The 17004-nt window shown below is 73.3% G+C and carries 13 protein-coding genes and 1 pseudogene; 4 read left to right on the top strand and 10 right to left on the bottom strand.

The window, feature by feature from the left end; all coding sequences use genetic code 11:
* Positions 1–27 precede the first annotated feature (27 nt).
* Positions 28–417, bottom strand: a complete 390-nt coding sequence (locus KS423_RS02180) for a DUF3224 domain-containing protein (RefSeq protein WP_224274195.1) — start codon at positions 415–417, stop codon at positions 28–30.
* A 100-nt stretch (positions 418–517) separates the two neighbouring features.
* Entirely contained in the window at positions 518–1609 is a 1092-nt protein-coding gene (locus KS423_RS02175; protein WP_224274193.1) for a PP2C family protein-serine/threonine phosphatase, read from the bottom strand.
* A gap of 116 nt (positions 1610–1725) precedes the next feature.
* On the opposite strand from KS423_RS02175, the gene KS423_RS02170 reads away from it, so the two are divergent.
* Positions 1726–2676, top strand: coding sequence for an RluA family pseudouridine synthase (locus tag KS423_RS02170; protein WP_224274191.1), 951 nt, complete (start codon positions 1726–1728; stop codon positions 2674–2676).
* A gap of 190 nt (positions 2677–2866) precedes the next feature.
* Here KS423_RS02170 and KS423_RS02165 read toward each other — a convergent pair whose 3' ends face one another.
* The 4 genes from KS423_RS02165 to KS423_RS02150 all read right to left on the bottom strand — a co-directional run bounded on the left by KS423_RS02165 (position 2867) and on the right by KS423_RS02150 (position 8726).
* Positions 2867–4306, bottom strand: coding sequence for a multicopper oxidase family protein (locus KS423_RS02165; RefSeq protein ID WP_224274189.1), 1440 nt, complete (start codon positions 4304–4306; stop codon positions 2867–2869).
* Between the two features lie 543 nt (positions 4307–4849).
* Complete coding sequence (locus KS423_RS02160; RefSeq protein ID WP_224274188.1) at positions 4850–5686, bottom strand: LppY/LpqO family protein; 837 nt, start codon at positions 5684–5686, stop codon at positions 4850–4852.
* 431 nt (positions 5687–6117) lie between these two features.
* The gene (locus tag KS423_RS02155; protein WP_224274186.1) at positions 6118–7173 is read right to left on the bottom strand and encodes a type III polyketide synthase; all 1056 of its coding nucleotides are present in this window, start codon (positions 7171–7173) and stop codon (positions 6118–6120) included.
* A 347-nt stretch (positions 7174–7520) separates the two neighbouring features.
* Positions 7521–8726 (bottom strand): cytochrome P450, encoded by a 1206-nt coding sequence (locus tag KS423_RS02150; protein WP_224274184.1) that lies wholly within the window; start codon positions 8724–8726, stop codon positions 7521–7523.
* Positions 8727–8881: 155 nt separating this feature from the next.
* Between KS423_RS02150 and KS423_RS02145 the strand changes: the two genes are divergently transcribed.
* The 3 genes and pseudogenes from KS423_RS02145 to KS423_RS02135 all read left to right on the top strand — a co-directional run.
* Positions 8882–9055 carry a hypothetical protein gene (locus tag KS423_RS02145; protein WP_224274182.1) on the top strand — a complete coding sequence of 58 codons (174 nt, stop codon included), beginning with the start codon at positions 8882–8884 and terminating at the stop codon, positions 9053–9055.
* An 89-nt stretch (positions 9056–9144) separates the two neighbouring features.
* Entirely contained in the window at positions 9145–9909 is a 765-nt protein-coding gene (locus KS423_RS02140; protein WP_224274181.1) for an SDR family NAD(P)-dependent oxidoreductase, read from the top strand.
* 33 nt (positions 9910–9942) lie between these two features.
* Positions 9943–10269: pseudogene (locus KS423_RS02135) on the top strand (S-adenosylmethionine:tRNA ribosyltransferase-isomerase); the annotation flags it as partial.
* Between the two features lie 87 nt (positions 10270–10356).
* On the opposite strand, the gene KS423_RS02130 reads toward KS423_RS02135, so the two are convergent.
* The 4 genes from KS423_RS02130 to KS423_RS02115 all read right to left on the bottom strand — a co-directional run bounded on the left by KS423_RS02130 (position 10357) and on the right by KS423_RS02115 (position 16979).
* On the bottom strand, positions 10357–10761 hold the full coding sequence (locus tag KS423_RS02130) for a nuclear transport factor 2 family protein (RefSeq protein WP_224274179.1): 405 nt from the start codon (positions 10759–10761) through the stop codon (positions 10357–10359).
* 112 nt (positions 10762–10873) lie between these two features.
* Positions 10874–14557, bottom strand: a complete 3684-nt coding sequence (locus KS423_RS02125) for a SpoIIE family protein phosphatase (protein ID WP_224274177.1) — start codon at positions 14555–14557, stop codon at positions 10874–10876.
* Positions 14558–15015: 458 nt separating this feature from the next.
* Positions 15016–16215 carry an alpha/beta hydrolase gene (locus tag KS423_RS02120; protein WP_224274175.1) on the bottom strand — a complete coding sequence of 400 codons (1200 nt, stop codon included), beginning with the start codon at positions 16213–16215 and terminating at the stop codon, positions 15016–15018.
* A gap of 143 nt (positions 16216–16358) precedes the next feature.
* Positions 16359–16979, bottom strand: coding sequence for a hypothetical protein (locus tag KS423_RS02115; protein WP_224274173.1), 621 nt, complete (start codon positions 16977–16979; stop codon positions 16359–16361).
* Positions 16980–17004: the final 25 nt, after the last annotated feature.

Below are 17004 nucleotides of genomic sequence, written 5' to 3'. Positions count from 1 at the left end.
TGCGCGCGGCGCGCAGCCGACGCCTGTTCAGCCCAGCTCGTACTCCAGGACGTAGGTGTGCGCGCCGTCCTCGCCGACGGTCAGGTGGAACTCGCCGGTGAGCCCGGCCAACTCGCCCGAGCCCGTCCCCGGTACGACGCGTATGGTCACCGCGCTCGTCTCCCACGCCGCGTGCTGGAGCACGAACGAACCCTTCCGCCCGTCGAGCTCGCCGGTGACGTGCTCCACCGCCACGTACGAGGCCGGGCCGCCCGAGGTGTCCCCGACGGACAGCATCCGCACCTCGCTCGTGCCCGTGATCCCACCCGTGAACGTCTTGGCGATCCGGATCCGGCCGAAGCTCGCCCCCGCCCGCTCCTCCGTCTCCACCGGTTCGAAGGCGGTCAGCTCGAATGCCCCGCTCGCCTTGTTCCCCATCCCCTGCTCCCCTCGACGATCGTGCCTGCGGCCGCATCCGTCGACCGTGGGCAGAGCCTTGCACACACCACTGACACCGACGGCGCCCGCGGTGCGCCGGTCACTGCTCCCAGCGGAGCGCGAGCAGCGCCGCGTCGTCCGCCGGCCCGGCGGGGCCGACCCAGCCGTCGACGTCCGCGAGCAGGGCGTCCAGCAGGTCCGCCGGGTTCCCCGCGGGCAGGCCGGGCAGACGTTCCGCCAGCGGGTAGAACCGGCCCTCGGCGTCCCGGGCCTCGGACACGCCGTCGGTGTGCAGGAGCAGCAGGTCGCCGTGCCGCGGCTCGAAGCGGCTCGCCGGGTAGCCGCCGCCGGTCAGCCCGAGCAGGCCCAGCGGCGGCGCCGGGAGCGGCGGCTCCAGGTCGCTCACCCTGCCCGCGCGGCGCAGCAGCGGGTTCGGATGGCCGCAGTTCACGATCGTCACCGACCCCCGGTCCGGTGGCACCTCCAGCAGCAGCGCGGTCGCGAACCGCCCGTCCTCCGTGCGTGCGGTGAGCGCCGCGTCCAGCCGCTCCGCCAGGCGGATGAGGGCGGGCTCGGTCCGCGCCGCCTCCCGGAACACGCCCAGCACGTCCGCCGCCGTCTCCACCGCCGGCAGCCCGTGCCCCTGCACGTCGCCGAACAGGATCCGCACACCGAAGCGGGTCTCGACGACGGCGTACAGGTCCCCGCCGATCCGTGCCTCGGCCGCCGCCGCCACGTACCGCACGGCCACACGCAGCCGCCCGATCCGCTCCGGCGGCGGGCGCAGCAGGGCCCGTTGCGCCGCCTCGGCCACCGTCCGGACCTGGAACAACTCCCGTTCCCGGGCCGCCACCAGGACGACGTTGGCGGCGCTGGCGAACGTCGCGGCGAGCACCGTGATCAGCGCGGTGACGTGCACCTCGGCCGGCAGATCGGTGTTGGTGGACTCCAGCAGCCCGACCGCGAGGGCGGCGATCGCCCCGGCGATCAGCGGCACCCGGGCCGTCCGGGTGGTCGCTCCGGCCAGCACCGGCGCCACCGCGAGGACGGGGGAGAGCGTCGTGCCAGGGCCGGTCACCAGATCGGCCACGACGGCGCCGACCAGCAGCAGGAAGGAGACGCACAGCAGCCGCCGGGCGCGTCGCGGCAGGTGCAGCGGCGGCACACCGGCCGGGCCGTCGTCGGCGGTCACGCGTCCTCCAGGGCTGAGCGGCTGAGCGGGCCCACCGTCCACTCTGCTCCGCGCCCCCCGCCGGCGGCACCTCGGACGAGGACGGCTGGGCGCACCCGACTAGGCTGGGCCGCGAGATGAGACGAAAGAGCCGCCGCCCGGCCTCCCCCCTCCCGCAGCGCAACGGCGTGGACCCGGTGCACCTGCGGCTGCCGGCCGAGGGCTCCTGGCCGACCGTTCGCGCCCACCTGGTCGAGCGGCTGCCGGCCGTGGCGGCCGAGCGGATCGACGCGGCGTTGCACGGGCGGGAGATCGTCGGCGAGGACGGGCCGGTCGCGCCCGACGCGCCGTTCCGGCCCGGCGCGCACCTGTGGTTCTACCGGGACCTGCCGGACGAGGTCCGCGTCCCGTTCGACCTGGAGGTGCTGCACCGGGACGAACACCTGGTCGTCGTCGACAAGCCGCACTTCCTGGCCACCACCCCGCGCGGCAGGCACGTCGCCGAGACGGCCCTCTCCCGGCTGCGGCACGCCCTCGACCTGCCCGCGCTCAGCCCCGCCCACCGGCTCGACCGGCTCACCGCCGGCCTGGCCATGTTCGTGGTCAGGCCGGAGGACCGCGGGGCCTACCAGACCCTGTTCCACGACCGGCTGGTCCGCAAGGAGTACCGGGCCGTCGCCCCCTACGACCCGGCGCTGAGCCTGCCGTGTACCGTCCGCAGCCACATCGTCAAGGAACGCGGCGTGATCGCGGCCCGCGAGGTCGACGCCCCGCCGAACAGCGAGAGCCGGATCGACCTGCTCGACCACCGCGACGGCCTCGCCCGCTACCGGCTCCGCCCGCTCACCGGGCGCACCCACCAGCTGCGCCTGCACATGTGCGGGCTCGGCGTGCCGATCCTCGGCGACCCGGTCTACCCGGTGGTGCTGCCCGAACCGGCCCCGGACGACTTCCGCCGCCCGCTCCAGCTCCTTGCCTCCGCCGTCGAGTTCACCGACCCGCTGACCGGCCGCGAGTGCCGTTTCGAGAGCCGCCGCACGCTGTCCGCCTGGACCGACCCGGAGGGCTGGGCTCTCGGCGCGTCCTAGGTCCGGCGAACGACGGGGCCCAGGCCCGGCGGCCGATCCGCCGCCCGGCCCCGCGGCGCGTTCGCGGGGGCATGAACGCAGCACTGCCCACCGCCCCGCACTCCTCGGGAGTCTCGCGGGCCCTGTGTACCCGCGAGACCGGCGCACCACCGTGATCACAGGAAGTCGAACGCCGACATCCCCCGCAGGGTCAGGCCCGGACGGCGACGCGGTGCCCGCGGTGGTGCCGACGGTGGCGGCGCCGTCGCCGCCGACCGCTCCCGGACGCCGACGATCCGGACCGGCCGGCTCGGGCCCACGAGGCGTCCGAGGACGAGTCGGCGGAGGACTCGTCCGACTCCTGGTCGGAGCCTTCCGGTGCTGAGGCCAGCACGTCGATCCGGCCCATCTGGCCGTGCGAGGAGTGCACCATGTGGTGGCAGTGATAGACGTACTGGCCCGGGTAGTCGCCCCAGGTCATGGCGATCCGGACGGTCTCGCCCGGATGGATCGGGACGGTGTCCTTCAGCCCGGCCTCGGCCGGGCCGACCGGCTCCCCGTCGCGGTCCAGCACCCGGAACCGCACCAGATGGGTGTGGAAGGAGTGGGGGGCGTGGAAGACCCCGGCCGGCCGACGGGTGAGGTGGTTGTGGATCGTCCAGATCTCGCTGGTGCCGACGGTGGTCCGCACGTCGGTCCGGTCCGCGTCGTACTTGCGCCCGTTGATCCTGGTGTCCGGGAAGGTCGTCAGCCAGAACTCCCGGTGCACCGCCGCCTCCGGGATCGGCGGCAGGGTGGCCAGGACGTCCGGTACCCGGCTACGGTCCTCGGCCGTCCGGGTGATGTCGAAGCGCAGAACCTCGGAGCGCTCGCTCTCCAGCGCGGCCGTGTTCTCCAGCACCACCGATTCGCCGACCGGGTAGCGGGCGAAGTCGACCACGATCTCGGCGCGTTCCGCGCCGTGCAGGGTCAGCTCGTCCAACTGCACCGGCCCGGCGAGCAGCCCGCCGTCGGAGGCTATCTGGGTGAACGGCTCGCCGTCGGCGAAGCGCAGCGAGATGTGGCGGTTGGGCGAGACGTTGAAGACCCGCAGGCGGTACTTGCGCGCCGCCACCTCGAAGTAGGGCCGCTCCTTGCCGTTGACCAGCATGTGCGGGCACTCGTACGGGTCGGTGTAGACCAGCCTGCCGTCCGTCTCGATCCGGGCGTCCCGGATCAGCAGCGGGATGTCGAACTCGCCGTCCGGCAGCGGCAGGCTGCGCTCGTGCGGGTCGCTGAGCAGGTAGGCGCCGGCCAGGCCGCGGTAGACGTTCTCGGCCTCCAGCCGGTGCGCGTGGTCGTGGTACCAGAGCGAGGCGGCGACCTGTTCGTTGGGGTAGCGGTACTCGCGGGTCTCGCCGGGCTCGACGAGGTCCATCGGCAGACCGTCGTACTGCGACTGCACATGGCCGCCGTGCAGGTGGACGGCGGTGTGCACGCTCAGGTCGTTGGTCTGCTGGACCACCACCTCCCGTCCCTTGACCGCCCGGATGGTCGGACCGGGGAAGCAGTCGCCGTAGGCCCAGACGGTGGTCCGCAGCCCCTTGACGATCTCCACCTCGGTCTCGGCCATCCGCAGCTGGTACACGTCCGAGGAGTCCGTCCGCGACATCGGACTCAGCACCGGGGGCACCGGCATGGCGTGCGCGAAGGGGACGACCCTTGCGGCCCGCCCCCCGGACCCCGACCTGGCCGGAGCGGCCGGCAGCGCGGCCGCCGCGGCCTGGGCCGGGCTTGGTGCGAGGCCCCATGGGAAGAGGGCCACAGGGCCGCCTATGGTGGCGGCCCTGAGGAGGTCTCGTCGGTTCAGCATCCTCGGTTTCTCCGTCCAGGACTCGGCGGTCGGTACGCCGCCAGGCAGGTGGTCGCCGGTCGTGGCTTCCGTCCGCCCCGCCCAACGGCTGCTGCGCTCACGACGGCGCGCGGCCGGGTGTTGCGGATCGTGGCGCCCTGGCCGCGTTCCGTCACCGCCCTTCGGCTCAGTATCGGCGAGCTTCGCGCGCTCCGCATCGCGACCGCACCTGCCGGGAACCAGGACGCCCATCGGAACGGCCGGCGGCCACGTGGTGCGGGGGCGAGCGCCCGGTGCGCTCCCTGCAGCCGGCCGCGCTCGTCGCGCATGGCCGGGGGAGGGCGTGCCGTCGGCGCCGGTCAGTCAGACGGTGGCCGGCGTGACATTGGTGACGGCGAGTGCGGGGCGGACCGCTCTGGCCAGGGCCACGGCATCGCCCACGGCCCAGATGTGGGTGAAGAAGAGGCGCGGCTCGTCCGTCAGGCCGTGGTTGTGGAGTTCGACCAGGTCGATACCGCCCCGCCGCAGTGCCGCGTGCACCTCCTGGACCTCGGCGGCGACCATGGCGAGGTCGCCGCTGAGCGCCGCCCGCCCCCCGCCGAGCGGCTGGAAGTTGAAGGCCGAGGTCGCGCCCAGGCCGGGCGGCAGCACGTGCCCCTCCTCGATGATGGTCTCGCGGCGGACGAAGACGCAGGCATGGACGTCCTCGCTGCTCGTGCCCGTGGCACCCAGCGCGGCATTGATGCCGGCGATGTCCAGATCGAGGGGCCGGGGCGATCCGGGCCGGTGGGGTGGTGGAGTGCCGGTCAGGCCGAGCGCGGCCCGCAGCCCGCCGGCCAGTGCCGCGGCGTCATGGCCGTGCGCACAGATGTGAGTCCACCAGATGTCAGGGGTCTGGGCCGGCAGGTGTTTGTGGATGGCGGTCTGGGCGATCCCATGAGCATGGAGGGCGTCGGTCAGGGCCGGCAGTTCATCTGCGGTCACCGCCAGATCGCCCATCATCAGCGTGCTGCCGTTGTCGTACCGGGCGAAGGAGACGTGCGAGCCCAGCGCGAGCCCGGGGCTGACGACGACGCCGCGGCTGACCACGTGCAGGTCGTGCCGGGGGAAGGGCGTGTGATGGTAGGTCCGGCGGATGAGCCGGCCCGGCCGGCCGAGAGCCCGCACGACGTCGACCCAGTCCGCCTCGGTGGTGGGCACCGGGGTGGGCAGCGGTTTGACCGGTGGACCACTGCCGGGATCATGGGCTGAAGCCGACTGTGCGGTGCTGTCCCCTCCCAGGCCGACCAGCACTGGCGCCAGCCCGGCCGCCGCCAGCAGCGGCCGGCGCGGGACAGCGGGGGGAGTACTTTTCCCGGGGGTTCCGTCTCCGGTCTTCACAGGCACACCTCCAAAGCCGTAGGCAACCACAGGAGCCGGTCCCCGCGTCGTCGCCACGGCGGCGCGCGGGCACCGACTCCCGTCCGGATCGACCGATAGGGGTATGCCGACGGCCGGACGAGCGGCCGGATGGAGGAGTGGAGGCACGGGACGGCAGCCGCCTGACGGCGCCACCCGGAGCCCCGGGCGGCCGAACCCCACGACGGGCTCGACCGACCCGACTCGGAAGGCGGAGCGCCGGACTTCGCGCGTCAGGAATCGGGCGACGCCCAGGTGCCCAGGGACATCTCGGCGGTGATGCCCGGGCCGAACCCGGCCAGCAGCCCGTGGTGGCCGTTGAGAGCCGACTTCTCGTCGAACATCCGGCCCAGGGCGTCGAGCACGACCGCGCTGGCGATGTTGCCGTACTCGGTGAGGGTGGCCCGGCTGAAGCGGAACGCCTCGGGCGGCACCTCCAGGAAGTGACTCAGGTCGTCCAGGATCCGCGGACCGCCGGCGTGGACGATGTAGAAGTCCAGCATGCCCACGTCCCACTGGTGCTGCTCCGCCACCGCACGCAGGGCCGGGCTGAGGGGCTCCATCGTCTTCGGCACCCGTCTGTCCAGCTGGAAGTGGAATCCGGTGGAGCGGACCGCGTAGGAGATCCACTCCTCGGTGTTCGGAATGAGGTACGAGCCGTTGCGCTCCAACCGGATGCCGGTCCCGCCCTCGCCCCGGACCACGGCGGCGGCGATCCCGTCGCCGAACAGGCCGTTGGACAGCAGCGACCCCACGCCCAGGTCGGTGGGCTGGTAGCACAGCGAGCAGAACTCGCAGGCCACGATCAGCGCGTTGGCGCCCGGGTAGGCCGAACAGAAGTCATGGGCCCGGTTCACCGCCGCACCGCCGGCCGCACAGCCCAGTTGGGCGATCGGCAGCTGCCGGGTCTCCGGCCGGAAGCCCAGTTTGTTGATCAGCCATGCCGTGAGCGACGGCATCATGAAACCGGTGCACGACACATAGACGATCAAGTCGATCTGCGACGGCTCCACTTGGGCCTGTTCGAGGGCCTTGACCACCACCGCCGGGACGCGGGCCCTGGACTCCGCCTCGAAGACGGCGCTCCGCTCGTCCAACCCCGGGTGCTTCAGCACCACGTCGATGGGTTGGATCAGATGCCGTTTCCGCACTCCGGTGTTCTTGATGAGGCGCAACGCCAGATCGAGCTGTGGATGATCGGGGTGGAGCCTGCGTGCCAGTTCGAGGGTTTCCTCGTTGGTGATGACGTGCTCCGGTACAGCTACCGCCGGCTTGCACAGAACGGCCATGGGACTTCCTCCTGACGGGCGGAGTTCCCGGTGTGCCTCTTGCCGGGCGGTGACCTCATCACTCGACGGCAGCCGCTGCGAGCCGGACATGTGGAGACGGCGCGGCGGCGGGACTCACCGGGCGGGACCCAACAGCGTGGCGGACGAGCAGGCAGAGCGAGGATCGGATGCTCGCAGTGCGGGCTGTCGTACCGGCCGCGAGTTGGTTCGAGCCGCGTCAACCCAATCTACGGAAGGTGGGTCCGGCGCGCACGTCGGCCCGCACACTCCGAGGTGTGCGGGCCGACGTGCGCGGCGATGCCGGAAGCGAGATGGCGGCGGGCGAGTGCCAGAGCGTGGGGGCACCGTCACCAGGTGACCGGCAGCGCGAGCGGATAGCGCCAGATCGACGTGGTGTTCCACGCCAGCTCCGCGGCCGGCTTCGCCAGCGCGATCCTGGGGAAGCGCTCCAGCAGGGTCCCGAGGGCGACTTCGAGTTCGGTGATGGCCAGCGGTGCGCCGAGGCAGTGGTGCGCGCCCCAGCCGAAGGTCATGTGGGAGGGGCTGGTCCGCTCCAGGTCCAGCTCGTCAGGCCGGTCGAACCTGCGGCCGTCCCGGTTGGCGGTCAGGTAGGAGACGTGCACGATGTCCCCCGCCGAGATCTTCACCCCGCTCAGCTCCACGTCCTCAAGGGCCACCCGGGGAATGCCGACGCCCTTGCGGAAGGGGATGAAGCGCAGCAACTCATGGAGCACCTGGGTGAGCATCTCGGGCCGCTCGCGCAGGGTGGCGCGCACGTCCGGCCGGGTGAGGATGGTGTACGAGAGGTTGCCGAGCTCGTACGTCGTGGTGTCCTGGCCGGTGATCAGCAGGACCATGGCCATCACGGTGAGTTCCTTCTCGTCGAGGACCTCGTCGCCGTCGCGGGCCGTGGCCAGGGCGCTGATCAGGTCGTCACCGGGGTTCCTGCGCCGTTCGGCCGTCAGCTCGGCGAAGTACGCCCGCAGGTCGGCCTTGGCCCGCACCGCGTCCGGCTTGTTGTCCAGGCCCACGTTCATCATCGTCCGGGCGTTGGCGCGCAGCTGTGCGCTGTTGGCCTCGGGGATCTCCAGGACCTCGCAGATCGTGATCAGCGGGAGCGGGTGGGCCAGGTGCTCCATGAGGTCGGCCGGGGGACCCTGCTCCCGCATGCGGTCCAGCAGCTCGTTCACCACGTGCTGGGTACGGTCCCTCATCCGCTCGATGTGGTCGGCTGTGAAGCCCTTGGACACCAGGCTGCGCAGGCGGGCGCTGGCAGGCGGGTCCATGACGTTGATCGCCTCGGCCTGGACGATCGGCTCGGGAGTCATGCGCGGAAAGTCCCGGCCGACGATGGCGTGCCGGCTGAAACGCCGGTCGGTGGTCACCGTACGCACGTCGTCGTACCCCGTGACGAGCCAGGCCTCCCCCTCGCCGTAGGGGAGGCGGATGCGGCTGACCGGTGCGTCGTTCATGAGCTGCCGGAGCGTCGGGTCGAACTCAAGGGCCTCGGCGAAGTCGAACGGGCAGTTCCGTGGGCTGGAGTCGGTGGACATGCGGACCTCCAGGTCTGGGCCGTGCAGGCCGGATGGGAAGGCGGATGGAATGGACTGAGCACCGGTACCCGATCGGTCGGCCGCACACACCGGTGGACGTGCCGGAGCGCCGGTAATTCATCCGGGCTGATCAGCGGCGGGAGCGCCCGTACCCCGTGGACGGCGATCCGGCAACGGACGATCCGGAGATCACGGCCCGGGCGAGCCCGGCCCCGCCGGACCGCCGCGGCGGGGGTGCGCGCCTGACGGCCCTGCCCTCCACGCACGATGCCGCCCTGGCCACCGAGCGCCGGTCCGCCGCAGCCCAAGAGCTGAACCTCGTCACGTGAGCACCGTTGCAGTACTAGGCCCAACGAACGACGGGCCCCCGGCCCGGTGGCCGATCCGCCGCCCGACCAGGCGGCGCGATCGTGGGGGTATGAACGCAGCACAGTCCGCCGCCCCCGTCGCCGTCGTCACCGGCTCCTCCCGCGGCCTCGGCCTGGCCCTCGCGCACGCCCTGGCCGCCGAGGGCTGGCAGTTGGTGATCACCGCCCGCGGCGCCGCCGAACTCGCCGCCGCCGAGGCGCGGCTGGCCACCGTCACCAAGGTCGTCGCACTGCCCGGCACGATCACCGACGACGACCACCGCGCCCACCTCGTCGAGGCCGCCGCCGGGCTCGGCGGCGCGAGCCTCCTCGTGAACAACGCCGGCACCCTCAACGGAACCGACGACGTCACGGCCGCACCGCTGCCCCGGATCGCCGACATCCCGCTGCCCGCCCTGCTGGAGACCTTCGAGGTCAACGCCATCGCGCCGATCGCGCTCACCCAGCTCGTCCTCCCACAGCTGCGCGCCCACGCCGGTGCCGTCCTGAACATCAGCTCGGAAGCCGCCGTGGTGCCCTACCTCGGCTGGGGTGGCTACGGCGCCAGCAAGGCGGCGCTCGACTACGCCACCGCCGTACTCGCCCGGGAAGAGCCGGAGTTGAGCGTCTGGGCGGTCGACCCGGGCAGCATGCGCACCCGGATGCTGCAGGAGGCCGGCCCCGGCGAGGACATCTCCGGCGAGCCGCTGCCCGAGGAGATCGCGCCCCGGCTGCTCGGCCTGCTGCGCGGCCGCGTCCCCTCCGGCCGCTACCGCGCCGAGGACCTGGCCGCGACGCCCGCCGCCTCGCCTGCCGCGGACCGGGGCGGGCGATGACGGCCCTGGCCGGTCCCGGCTTCGGCCCCACCGTCCCGCCTGGTGGGCCACGTCCGGGCCGGGGGCGGCCGGGTGATCGCCGTCGGCACCACCGTGGTCCGTGCCCTGGAGTCGGCCGCCGCTGCGGACGGCACCGTCCAGGAGGCCAACGGCTGGGCGGAGTTGGTCGTCATCCCGGAACGCGGCGCGCATGCCGTCGACGGCCTGCTCACCGGCTGGCACGAGCCCCGGGCCTCCCACCTGCTGATGCTCGCCGTCGTCGCGGGCCGCCCGCTGCTGACGGTCTGCTACCGCGAGGCGGCGCGACACCGTTACCTGTGGCACGAGTTCGGCGACGTCAACCTGCTGCTGCCGGACTGAGCGCGAGGGATCAACCGCCGGCGGGGTGGACCCGGACCTCCTCGGGCTGCGGACGGGAGCCCGTGCCACCGGCCGGCGGAGCGAGGCTCAGGCCAGCAGGGTCCGTGCGACGTGATCGGTGTCCAGGTACTCGCGGACGGCGGTGATCAGGCCGTCCGTCACCGTGAACACCCCCAGGCAGTGGTTCTCGTACGCGGTGCCGTTGGCGGCCGTGCCGACGGTGGTCCACTCGGCCACCGCCTGCGGGCCGTCGGCGAGGACGTGGGTGAGGGTGATGACCGGCAGGCCGTCGGCGGCGAAGAGGACGCCGATCTGGCCGAGGAAGTCGCCGAAGATCTCCTGCTTGCCCCGCCAGGTGCGGGAGAGCGCGAGGTCGCCCGGGTAGCTCCAGGTGGCGTCCTCGGCGAACAGGGCGATCGCGGCCTCGCGCTCTCCCGCCGCGATGAGGGTGACGTAGTCGGTGACGACGGTGCGGGCGTCGGGGTGCTGCACGGTGGCTCCTTCGGTCCGTTCGGGCGGGGCCGTCCCGCCGTGGCACCAGGTAACCGCCGGGGTGGGCCGCCGGGCCAACAGCCGCGGCGGCAGTCCGACAACCGTCCGTTGTTCATGCAGCCGGTGCGGTCCCCGGGGGCAGTTCCAGCTCGAACCAGACCACCTTGCCGTCCTTGGTCCGGCGGCTGCCCCAGCGGTGCGCGAGCTCGTTGACCAGGTGGATGCCGCGCCCGCCCTCGTCCTCGCTGTGGGCGCGGTGGATCCGCGGCACCTCGTACTCCTGGTCGGCGACCTCGACGGTGAGCACCCGGTTGCAGTACAGCCGCAGCTGGGTGGGTGATCCGGCGTGCACCAGGGCGTTGGTGATCAGCTCGCTGGTGAGCAGCTCGGCACAGTCGGCGAGCGCGTCGAGCCCCCAGGCGGCCAGCGTCTCGCGGGTGAAGCGGCGCGAGTGGGCGACCATCGCGTGGTCGCCGGTGAGCGGCAGGGTGGCGATCCGGTCCGTGCCCCGGGGGTGGGCCTGCGCCATGATGACGGCGATGTCGTCCTCGCTGGTGCTTTCGGTGAGCCGGCTCAGGACGGCGTCGCAGGTCTGCTCCAGCGAGCCGCGCCGGTCGGCGACGGTCCGGCACAGCAACCGCAGCCCCTCGTCGAGGTCCTGGCCACGGCGCTCGACCAGTCCGTCCGTGTAGAGCGTCAGGATGCCCTCCTCGGGGAGGGTGAACTCGGCGCTCTCGAAGGCGAATCCGCCGACTCCCAGCGGCGTGCCGGACGGCAGCTCGACCAGGTGCGCCCGCCCCTCGGCGTCGGCGACCACGGGCGGCAGGTGCCCGGCGCCGGCCGCGGTGCAGCGGCGGTCCACCGGGTCGTACACCACGCAGACACAGGTGGCGAACTGGCCCTCGCCGACCGTCGCCGTTGCCTCGTCCAGCCGGTACAGAACCCGCGCCGGGTCCAGGTCCAGGGTGATCAATGTCCGTGCCACTGTGCGGAGTTGCCCCATGGTCGCGGCGGCCCGGATGCCGTGGCCCATCACGTCGCCGACGATCAGCGCGACCCGCCCGGAGGACAGCGGCACCACGTCGAACCAGTCGCCGCCGACCTCGCTGACCACGCTGCTGGGCAGATAGCGGTAGGCCAGGTCCAGCCCGAGCGTGCGGTGCACCTCCTGCGGCAGCAGACTGCGCTGGAGGGTGAGAGCGGTGTCCCGCTCGCGGCGGTAGAGCCGGCCGTTGTCGATCGCCAGCGCGGTGCGGGCGGCCAGCTCCTCGGCCAGTGACCGGTCCGCCGGCCCGAACGGCGCCGGGTTGCGGGTGCGGACGAACTCCGCGCCGCCCAGCACCTGCCCGCGCGCCACCAGCGGCACCATCAGGTACGAGTGCACCCCGGCGTCCAGGCTCGGCTGCACCCGGTCGGGGGAGGCGACGATCCGGCTCAGCTCCTCCTCGGTCACCTCGGCGACCAGCATCGAGTGCCGGGTGTGCAGGCTCTGCGCGTACAGCTCGGCCGACTGCGAGGTCTCGCCCACCTGGTCGGCCGCCTCGTGCATGCCGCCGTCCGAATCGGTGTCGCCGACCGCCACCGCCCGCATCAGCACCGGGCCCTTCGCCGGGACCGGCCCCGGCTCCTCGCCGCTGAGCACCGCCTCGCGCAGGTCCACGGTGACGAAGTCGGCGAAACGCGGGATCACCACCTCCACCAACTCCCGGGCGGTGCGGTGCAGATCGAGCGTGGTGCCGATCCGGTTGCTGGCCTCGTTCAGCAGCGACAGCCGCTGCTGGGCGGCCCGGGCCTCGTCCAGCGCCCGCTGCCGGGCGGCGGCCGCGTCGCGCTCGCGGGTGAACAGCAGCGCGTTGTCGATCGAGACGGCCGCCCGCACCGCCAACTCCCCGGCCAGCGCCACGTCGTCGTCCTCGTACGGGCGCTCGACCAGGGTGCGGTAGAAGCCCGCCACGCCGACCGGGGTGCCGCGTGCGATCAGCGGGACCACCATGAACGACAGCACGTTCTGCTCCCGCGCGGCGGCCCTGCGCACCGGGTCGTCGGCGAACCAGGCCATTCCCTCCTCGTCCATCCGCGGCACCAGTACGGGCTTGCGGTGCGCCAGGCACCACGCGTACGGCGAACCGGGCAGGAAGCGGTGCAGGTTGCCGATGCGGGCTATCGGCGACATCGTCGAGCCGGGCACCGAGTGGAAGGCCATCCGCCGCAGCAGCGCCGAGCCGTCCGCCGGGGCGGTCGCCTCGCGTTCGCCGCGGACCAACTCCTCCAGCACCTCCACCACCACCGTGTCGGCCAGCCGGGGCGTCGCCACCTCAGCCAACTCCTGGGCGGTCTGGGCGAGATCGAGCGTGGTGCCGATCCGGGTGGAGGCCACGTTGACCAGCGCCAGGCGCTCCTGCGCGGCCTTCGCCTCACGCAGCGCCTGCTGCCGGGCCAGCACGGTCTGGTGCTGGCGCAGGTACAGCCGGGCGTTGTCGATCGCGACGGCCGCGCGCGAGGACAGCTCGTCGCCGAGCGTGATGTTGGCCGCCGCGAAGGACTCCCGCGCGGCGCGCCGCGAGTACACCACCATGCCGAGCGTCGTGCCGCGCGCCACCAGTGGGGTGATCCGCACCGAGCGCGGCCGGTCACCGAGGTAGGCCTGGCGGCGGCCCTCGTCGAGGCTCTCGCCCAGCACCGGCAGCTCCCAGGACGGCACCACCACCGTCCGCCCGCCGGTCAGTGCCCGGGCGAACGGGGAGTCCGGCGGCAGCTCGTACACGGCGTCCACCGGCACGGACTCGGCCGGGTAGAGCGGGTCGGTGCTGGCGATCGCGAGGCGGCGCACCAGCAGCGGGGCGTCCGGCACGGGCGGCTCGACGCTCCGGCCGGCCACCAGCACCTCCAGCCCGAACACCGCGCTGATGTCGGCGACCCTGGGCACCATCGCGTCGGCCAGCTCCCGGGCGGTCTGCCGCAGGTCCAGCGTGGTGCCGATCGAGGCGGTCGCGTCGACCAGCAGGGACAGCCGCTCCTGGGCGCGGGCCGCCCGCGCGTCGGCGCGGGACCGCTCGGTGATGTCGACGACCGTGGCGCTCACCCCGAGCACCCGGCCGCTGCGGTCCTCCAGCCGGAAGTACGACGCCGACCAGGCCCGGTCCTGGTGCGGGTTCCCGGGAGTGCGGCCGTGCGAGCGGGTGTCCACCACCGGCTCGCCGCTCGCCAACACCTGGCGCATCACCTCCTCGGACTCGGCGCCGTTGATCCCCGGCAGCACTTCGGTGAGCCGGTGGCCCAGGTGCTGCTCGGCGGTCAGCCCGTTCGTCCGGGCCAGCGCCTCGTTCAGCCGGACGAAGCGCAGGTCGGTGTCGAAGACCGCCAGACCGACCGGGGACTGGGTGAAGAACCCGTCGAGGACCGCCAGGTCCGCTTGGAGCCCGCGCAGCGTGGTCACCTCGGAGGCGACCGCCAGCACCATCGGGGCGCCGCCGGGACCGCGGATCGGATGGGTACGGAACTCCAGGTTCACCAGGTGCCCGTCCCGGTGGCGCACCGGGAACACCCCGGACCAGGACCGGCCCGCCAGGATCTGCCGGAACAGCTGGAGCACCTCCGGCCGGTGCTCGTCGGAGGTTAGCAGTGTCGCCGCCCGCGCCCCCACCGCCTCCCGCGCACGGTGTCCGAGCAACGCCTCCGCGTCACTGCTCCAGTGCAGGATGCGCCCCTCGGCGTCGATCAGCGCCGTGGCGATCGGCACCATCAGCAAGGCGTCCTGCCGCGGCTGCCCCGCGCGCTGCGCGTAGTCGTCCACCATGGCCAGAGAACCGTCCCAGAAACCGTCCGGAGATCGTTCCCACCAGCCCTGCCATCTTCGCACGCGGCCCCAGCCGGTGCAGCTGTCCCGCAACCCCCATCCGCCCACCCACCACCAGCAGCCCGAGTCGACTCCCCACGTCGCACCCTGCCGCCTCTCCGGACGGGCCGTAGTGGCGCGGCTGCGGACAGGTGCCGCATGAAGCGTCGCCCGAGGCGACTTCCCACGCCGCACCCCGCAGACGCCGTCCGCGGTGCGGTTCGTCGAAGTCCGCGGTGCGGTTCGTCGAAGGGGGAGATCGCCGGCCCGCGCCCGACGCATCGGTGCGAGCGGGCCGGCGGCGCCCGGCTCACGCTCCACGCCTTCGGAGGGCGCAGTCCCTACAGTCCGGCCTCGGCGGCGCTGCCCGGCCGGCCGTCGGTCCCGCCCCGAGGACCGCTGTCGTTCGGGGCCGGCCGTCAGGGGGTGAACCGCACCTCCGGGTTGGCGGCGCTCGGCCCGTCGAGCAGCGGCTGCGGGACGCCCTTCAGCTGGAGATCGAAGAACGCCCCGACGTACTGCCGGGTGAGGGCCACGGCCCGCCGGCCCCCGATGGTGGTGTACGGGCCCTTGGGGATGCCGAGCCCGTCGTAGAAGACCGGGTAGTCGGTGAAGCTGCTGTGGTCGGTGCCGTCGACGGTCAGGAAACGCTTCCAGCCGTCCAGTCGGGCCCAGCTCGTGAGCCAGCTCGCGTCCTCGCCTCCGCCGGGCAGCGGGTGGCCGATCATCATGAACGGCTTGCCGTTGAGGCCGGACTCGGGCACCAGGTAGTGCATGGTGCCGTCCATGTTCACCCCGGCCCGGATCCGGTCGTCGGTGAGCAGGGCCGGGACGGTGGACGCACCGCCGGCGGAGTGCCCGGCCATGCCGATCCGGTCGCGGTCGATCAGCCGGGCGTAGCGCCAGGCCGGGTGCGGGCGATCGGTCAGCTGGTCGATGACGAAGGAGACGTCCTTCGCCCGGCCCGCCTCCAGGTGCGCCGCGCCGTCGTCGCCGATGACCTTCCCGCACGCCTCACAGGGGAGCGTCTGCCCGTCGGGGAAGGTGGTCCCGGTGTTCTCGTAGGTGTGGTCGATCACCGCGACGACGTAGCCGTGGCTGGTCAGGTCCTCGGCGAGGCTGCTGAGGGTGGCGCGCGGCATGGTGAAGCCGGGCGACAGGACCACCAGCGGGTAGTGGCCGCCCTGCGGTCGCGCCCCGGACTCCGCCCAGGTCCGGGTGCCGGACACCGCCTCGGTCGGGATGGTGTTGTGCGGCATTTTCCAGTCCAGCATGGCCCGGGCGGCGGCGGGCGTCATGTACGGGGCGGGGGTGCCCGTCCCGGCGTGCGCGGGGTAGTACATCGAGACCATCAGCCGGCGCGGGCCGGCGGAGGGCACCCACGGGTCCGGACGGTTCTGGTCCACCAGGTGCAGGACCTCCTGCCCGACCGCGTACGGCCCGGTCGGACGCGGGAGTTCGACCTGGGCGGCGGCCTGGGTGGTCGAGTCGGCCGGGGCGGTGGTGGCGGAGTCGGTGGCGATGGGCGGCGCGGCCAGGGCGGGCGCGGCAGCGGCGACGGACAGCGGCAGAGCGAGCAGCAGGGCTGCCGCGGCGGCGGTCGTGCGGAGTCGGCTCATAGCGGCGACGGTAGATCGCGGGAAAGGGAGCTGACGTCCACTCAGCGGCGTACTGATCCCTTCCGGGAAGGGTGCGTGATACCCCTTAGGGGTCGGCTTTTGAGGGATTCGGGCCGGCTCGGGCGGGCGGCCGCCGAGGGCGGTCACCCGAGGGAAGCCGTCCGGAGGTCCTCCAGGAAGTCGGCGGCCGCACGGGCGTTGGGCACCGGGAAGGTGAGTGGGAGACCGGCCGAGTGCGTCCGGATCTCCAACTCACCGAGGCCGGAGGCCCGGGCCGAGCGCAGCTCCGTCCACCGGTAGGCCTCCGTCGCGGCGAGCGGGTGCGGCGGCCGGTGCGCCAGCCCGCCGACCGTCACCGTCAGCCGCCCCCGTACGAAGCGGACGCTCCCCTCGGTGCGCAGCGTCTCGTGCAGTGCGGCCCGGAGCCAGGGGGAGAGGCACTCCTCCAGCTCCCGGAACAGCCCGTCCAGCCCGCGCAGGTGTGCCAGCACCAGTGGCTCGCCCGCGCCCGCCGGCCATATTCGCCCGTGCTCGTGCACCCCGCGCGGCCCCCCGGGGGAGTACTCGGTGGCCTCGATCGCGCGCCAGGGCAGCGGCTCCTCGCCGCCGTCCGCCGAGACCAGCACCAGCCCGCCCTCGTGGACCCGTACGGACCGCAGCCCGGGTGCCTGCCGCAGCCGCTCGTACCCGCTCACCGCCACCACCGCCGCTGCGGCCAGCAGGGGCGCGGGCCACCACTCACCGAGCGCCAGACAGACCGCCACGGAGACGGAGATCCCGCAGGAGTGC

Source organism: Streptomyces sp. LS1784, assembly GCF_020103755.1.
GTDB lineage: Bacteria > Actinomycetota > Actinomycetes > Streptomycetales > Streptomycetaceae > Kitasatospora.
Note: the sequence above shows the minus strand (reverse complement) of the source record. Positions and strands in the feature narration are given on the sequence as shown.

Excerpts from the sequence above, each read along its gene's own strand:
- KS423_RS02180 (WP_224274195.1), bottom strand. The coding sequence starts at position 417 with ATGGGGAACAAGGCGAGCGGGGCATTCGAGCTGACCGCCTTCGAACCG.
- KS423_RS02170 (WP_224274191.1), top strand. The coding sequence starts at position 1,726 with ATGAGACGAAAGAGCCGCCGCCCGGCCTCCCCCCTCCCGCAGCGCAAC.
- KS423_RS02165 (WP_224274189.1), bottom strand. The coding sequence starts at position 4,306 with ATGTCGCGGACGGACTCCTCGGACGTGTACCAGCTGCGGATGGCCGAG.
- KS423_RS02155 (WP_224274186.1), bottom strand. The coding sequence starts at position 7,173 with ATGGCCGTTCTGTGCAAGCCGGCGGTAGCTGTACCGGAGCACGTCATC.
- KS423_RS02150 (WP_224274184.1), bottom strand. The coding sequence starts at position 8,726 with ATGTCCACCGACTCCAGCCCACGGAACTGCCCGTTCGACTTCGCCGAG.
- KS423_RS02140 (WP_224274181.1), top strand. The coding sequence starts at position 9,145 with ATGAACGCAGCACAGTCCGCCGCCCCCGTCGCCGTCGTCACCGGCTCC.
- KS423_RS02125 (WP_224274177.1), bottom strand. The coding sequence starts at position 14,557 with ATGGTGGACGACTACGCGCAGCGCGCGGGGCAGCCGCGGCAGGACGCC.
- KS423_RS02120 (WP_224274175.1), bottom strand. The coding sequence starts at position 16,215 with ATGAGCCGACTCCGCACGACCGCCGCCGCGGCAGCCCTGCTGCTCGCT.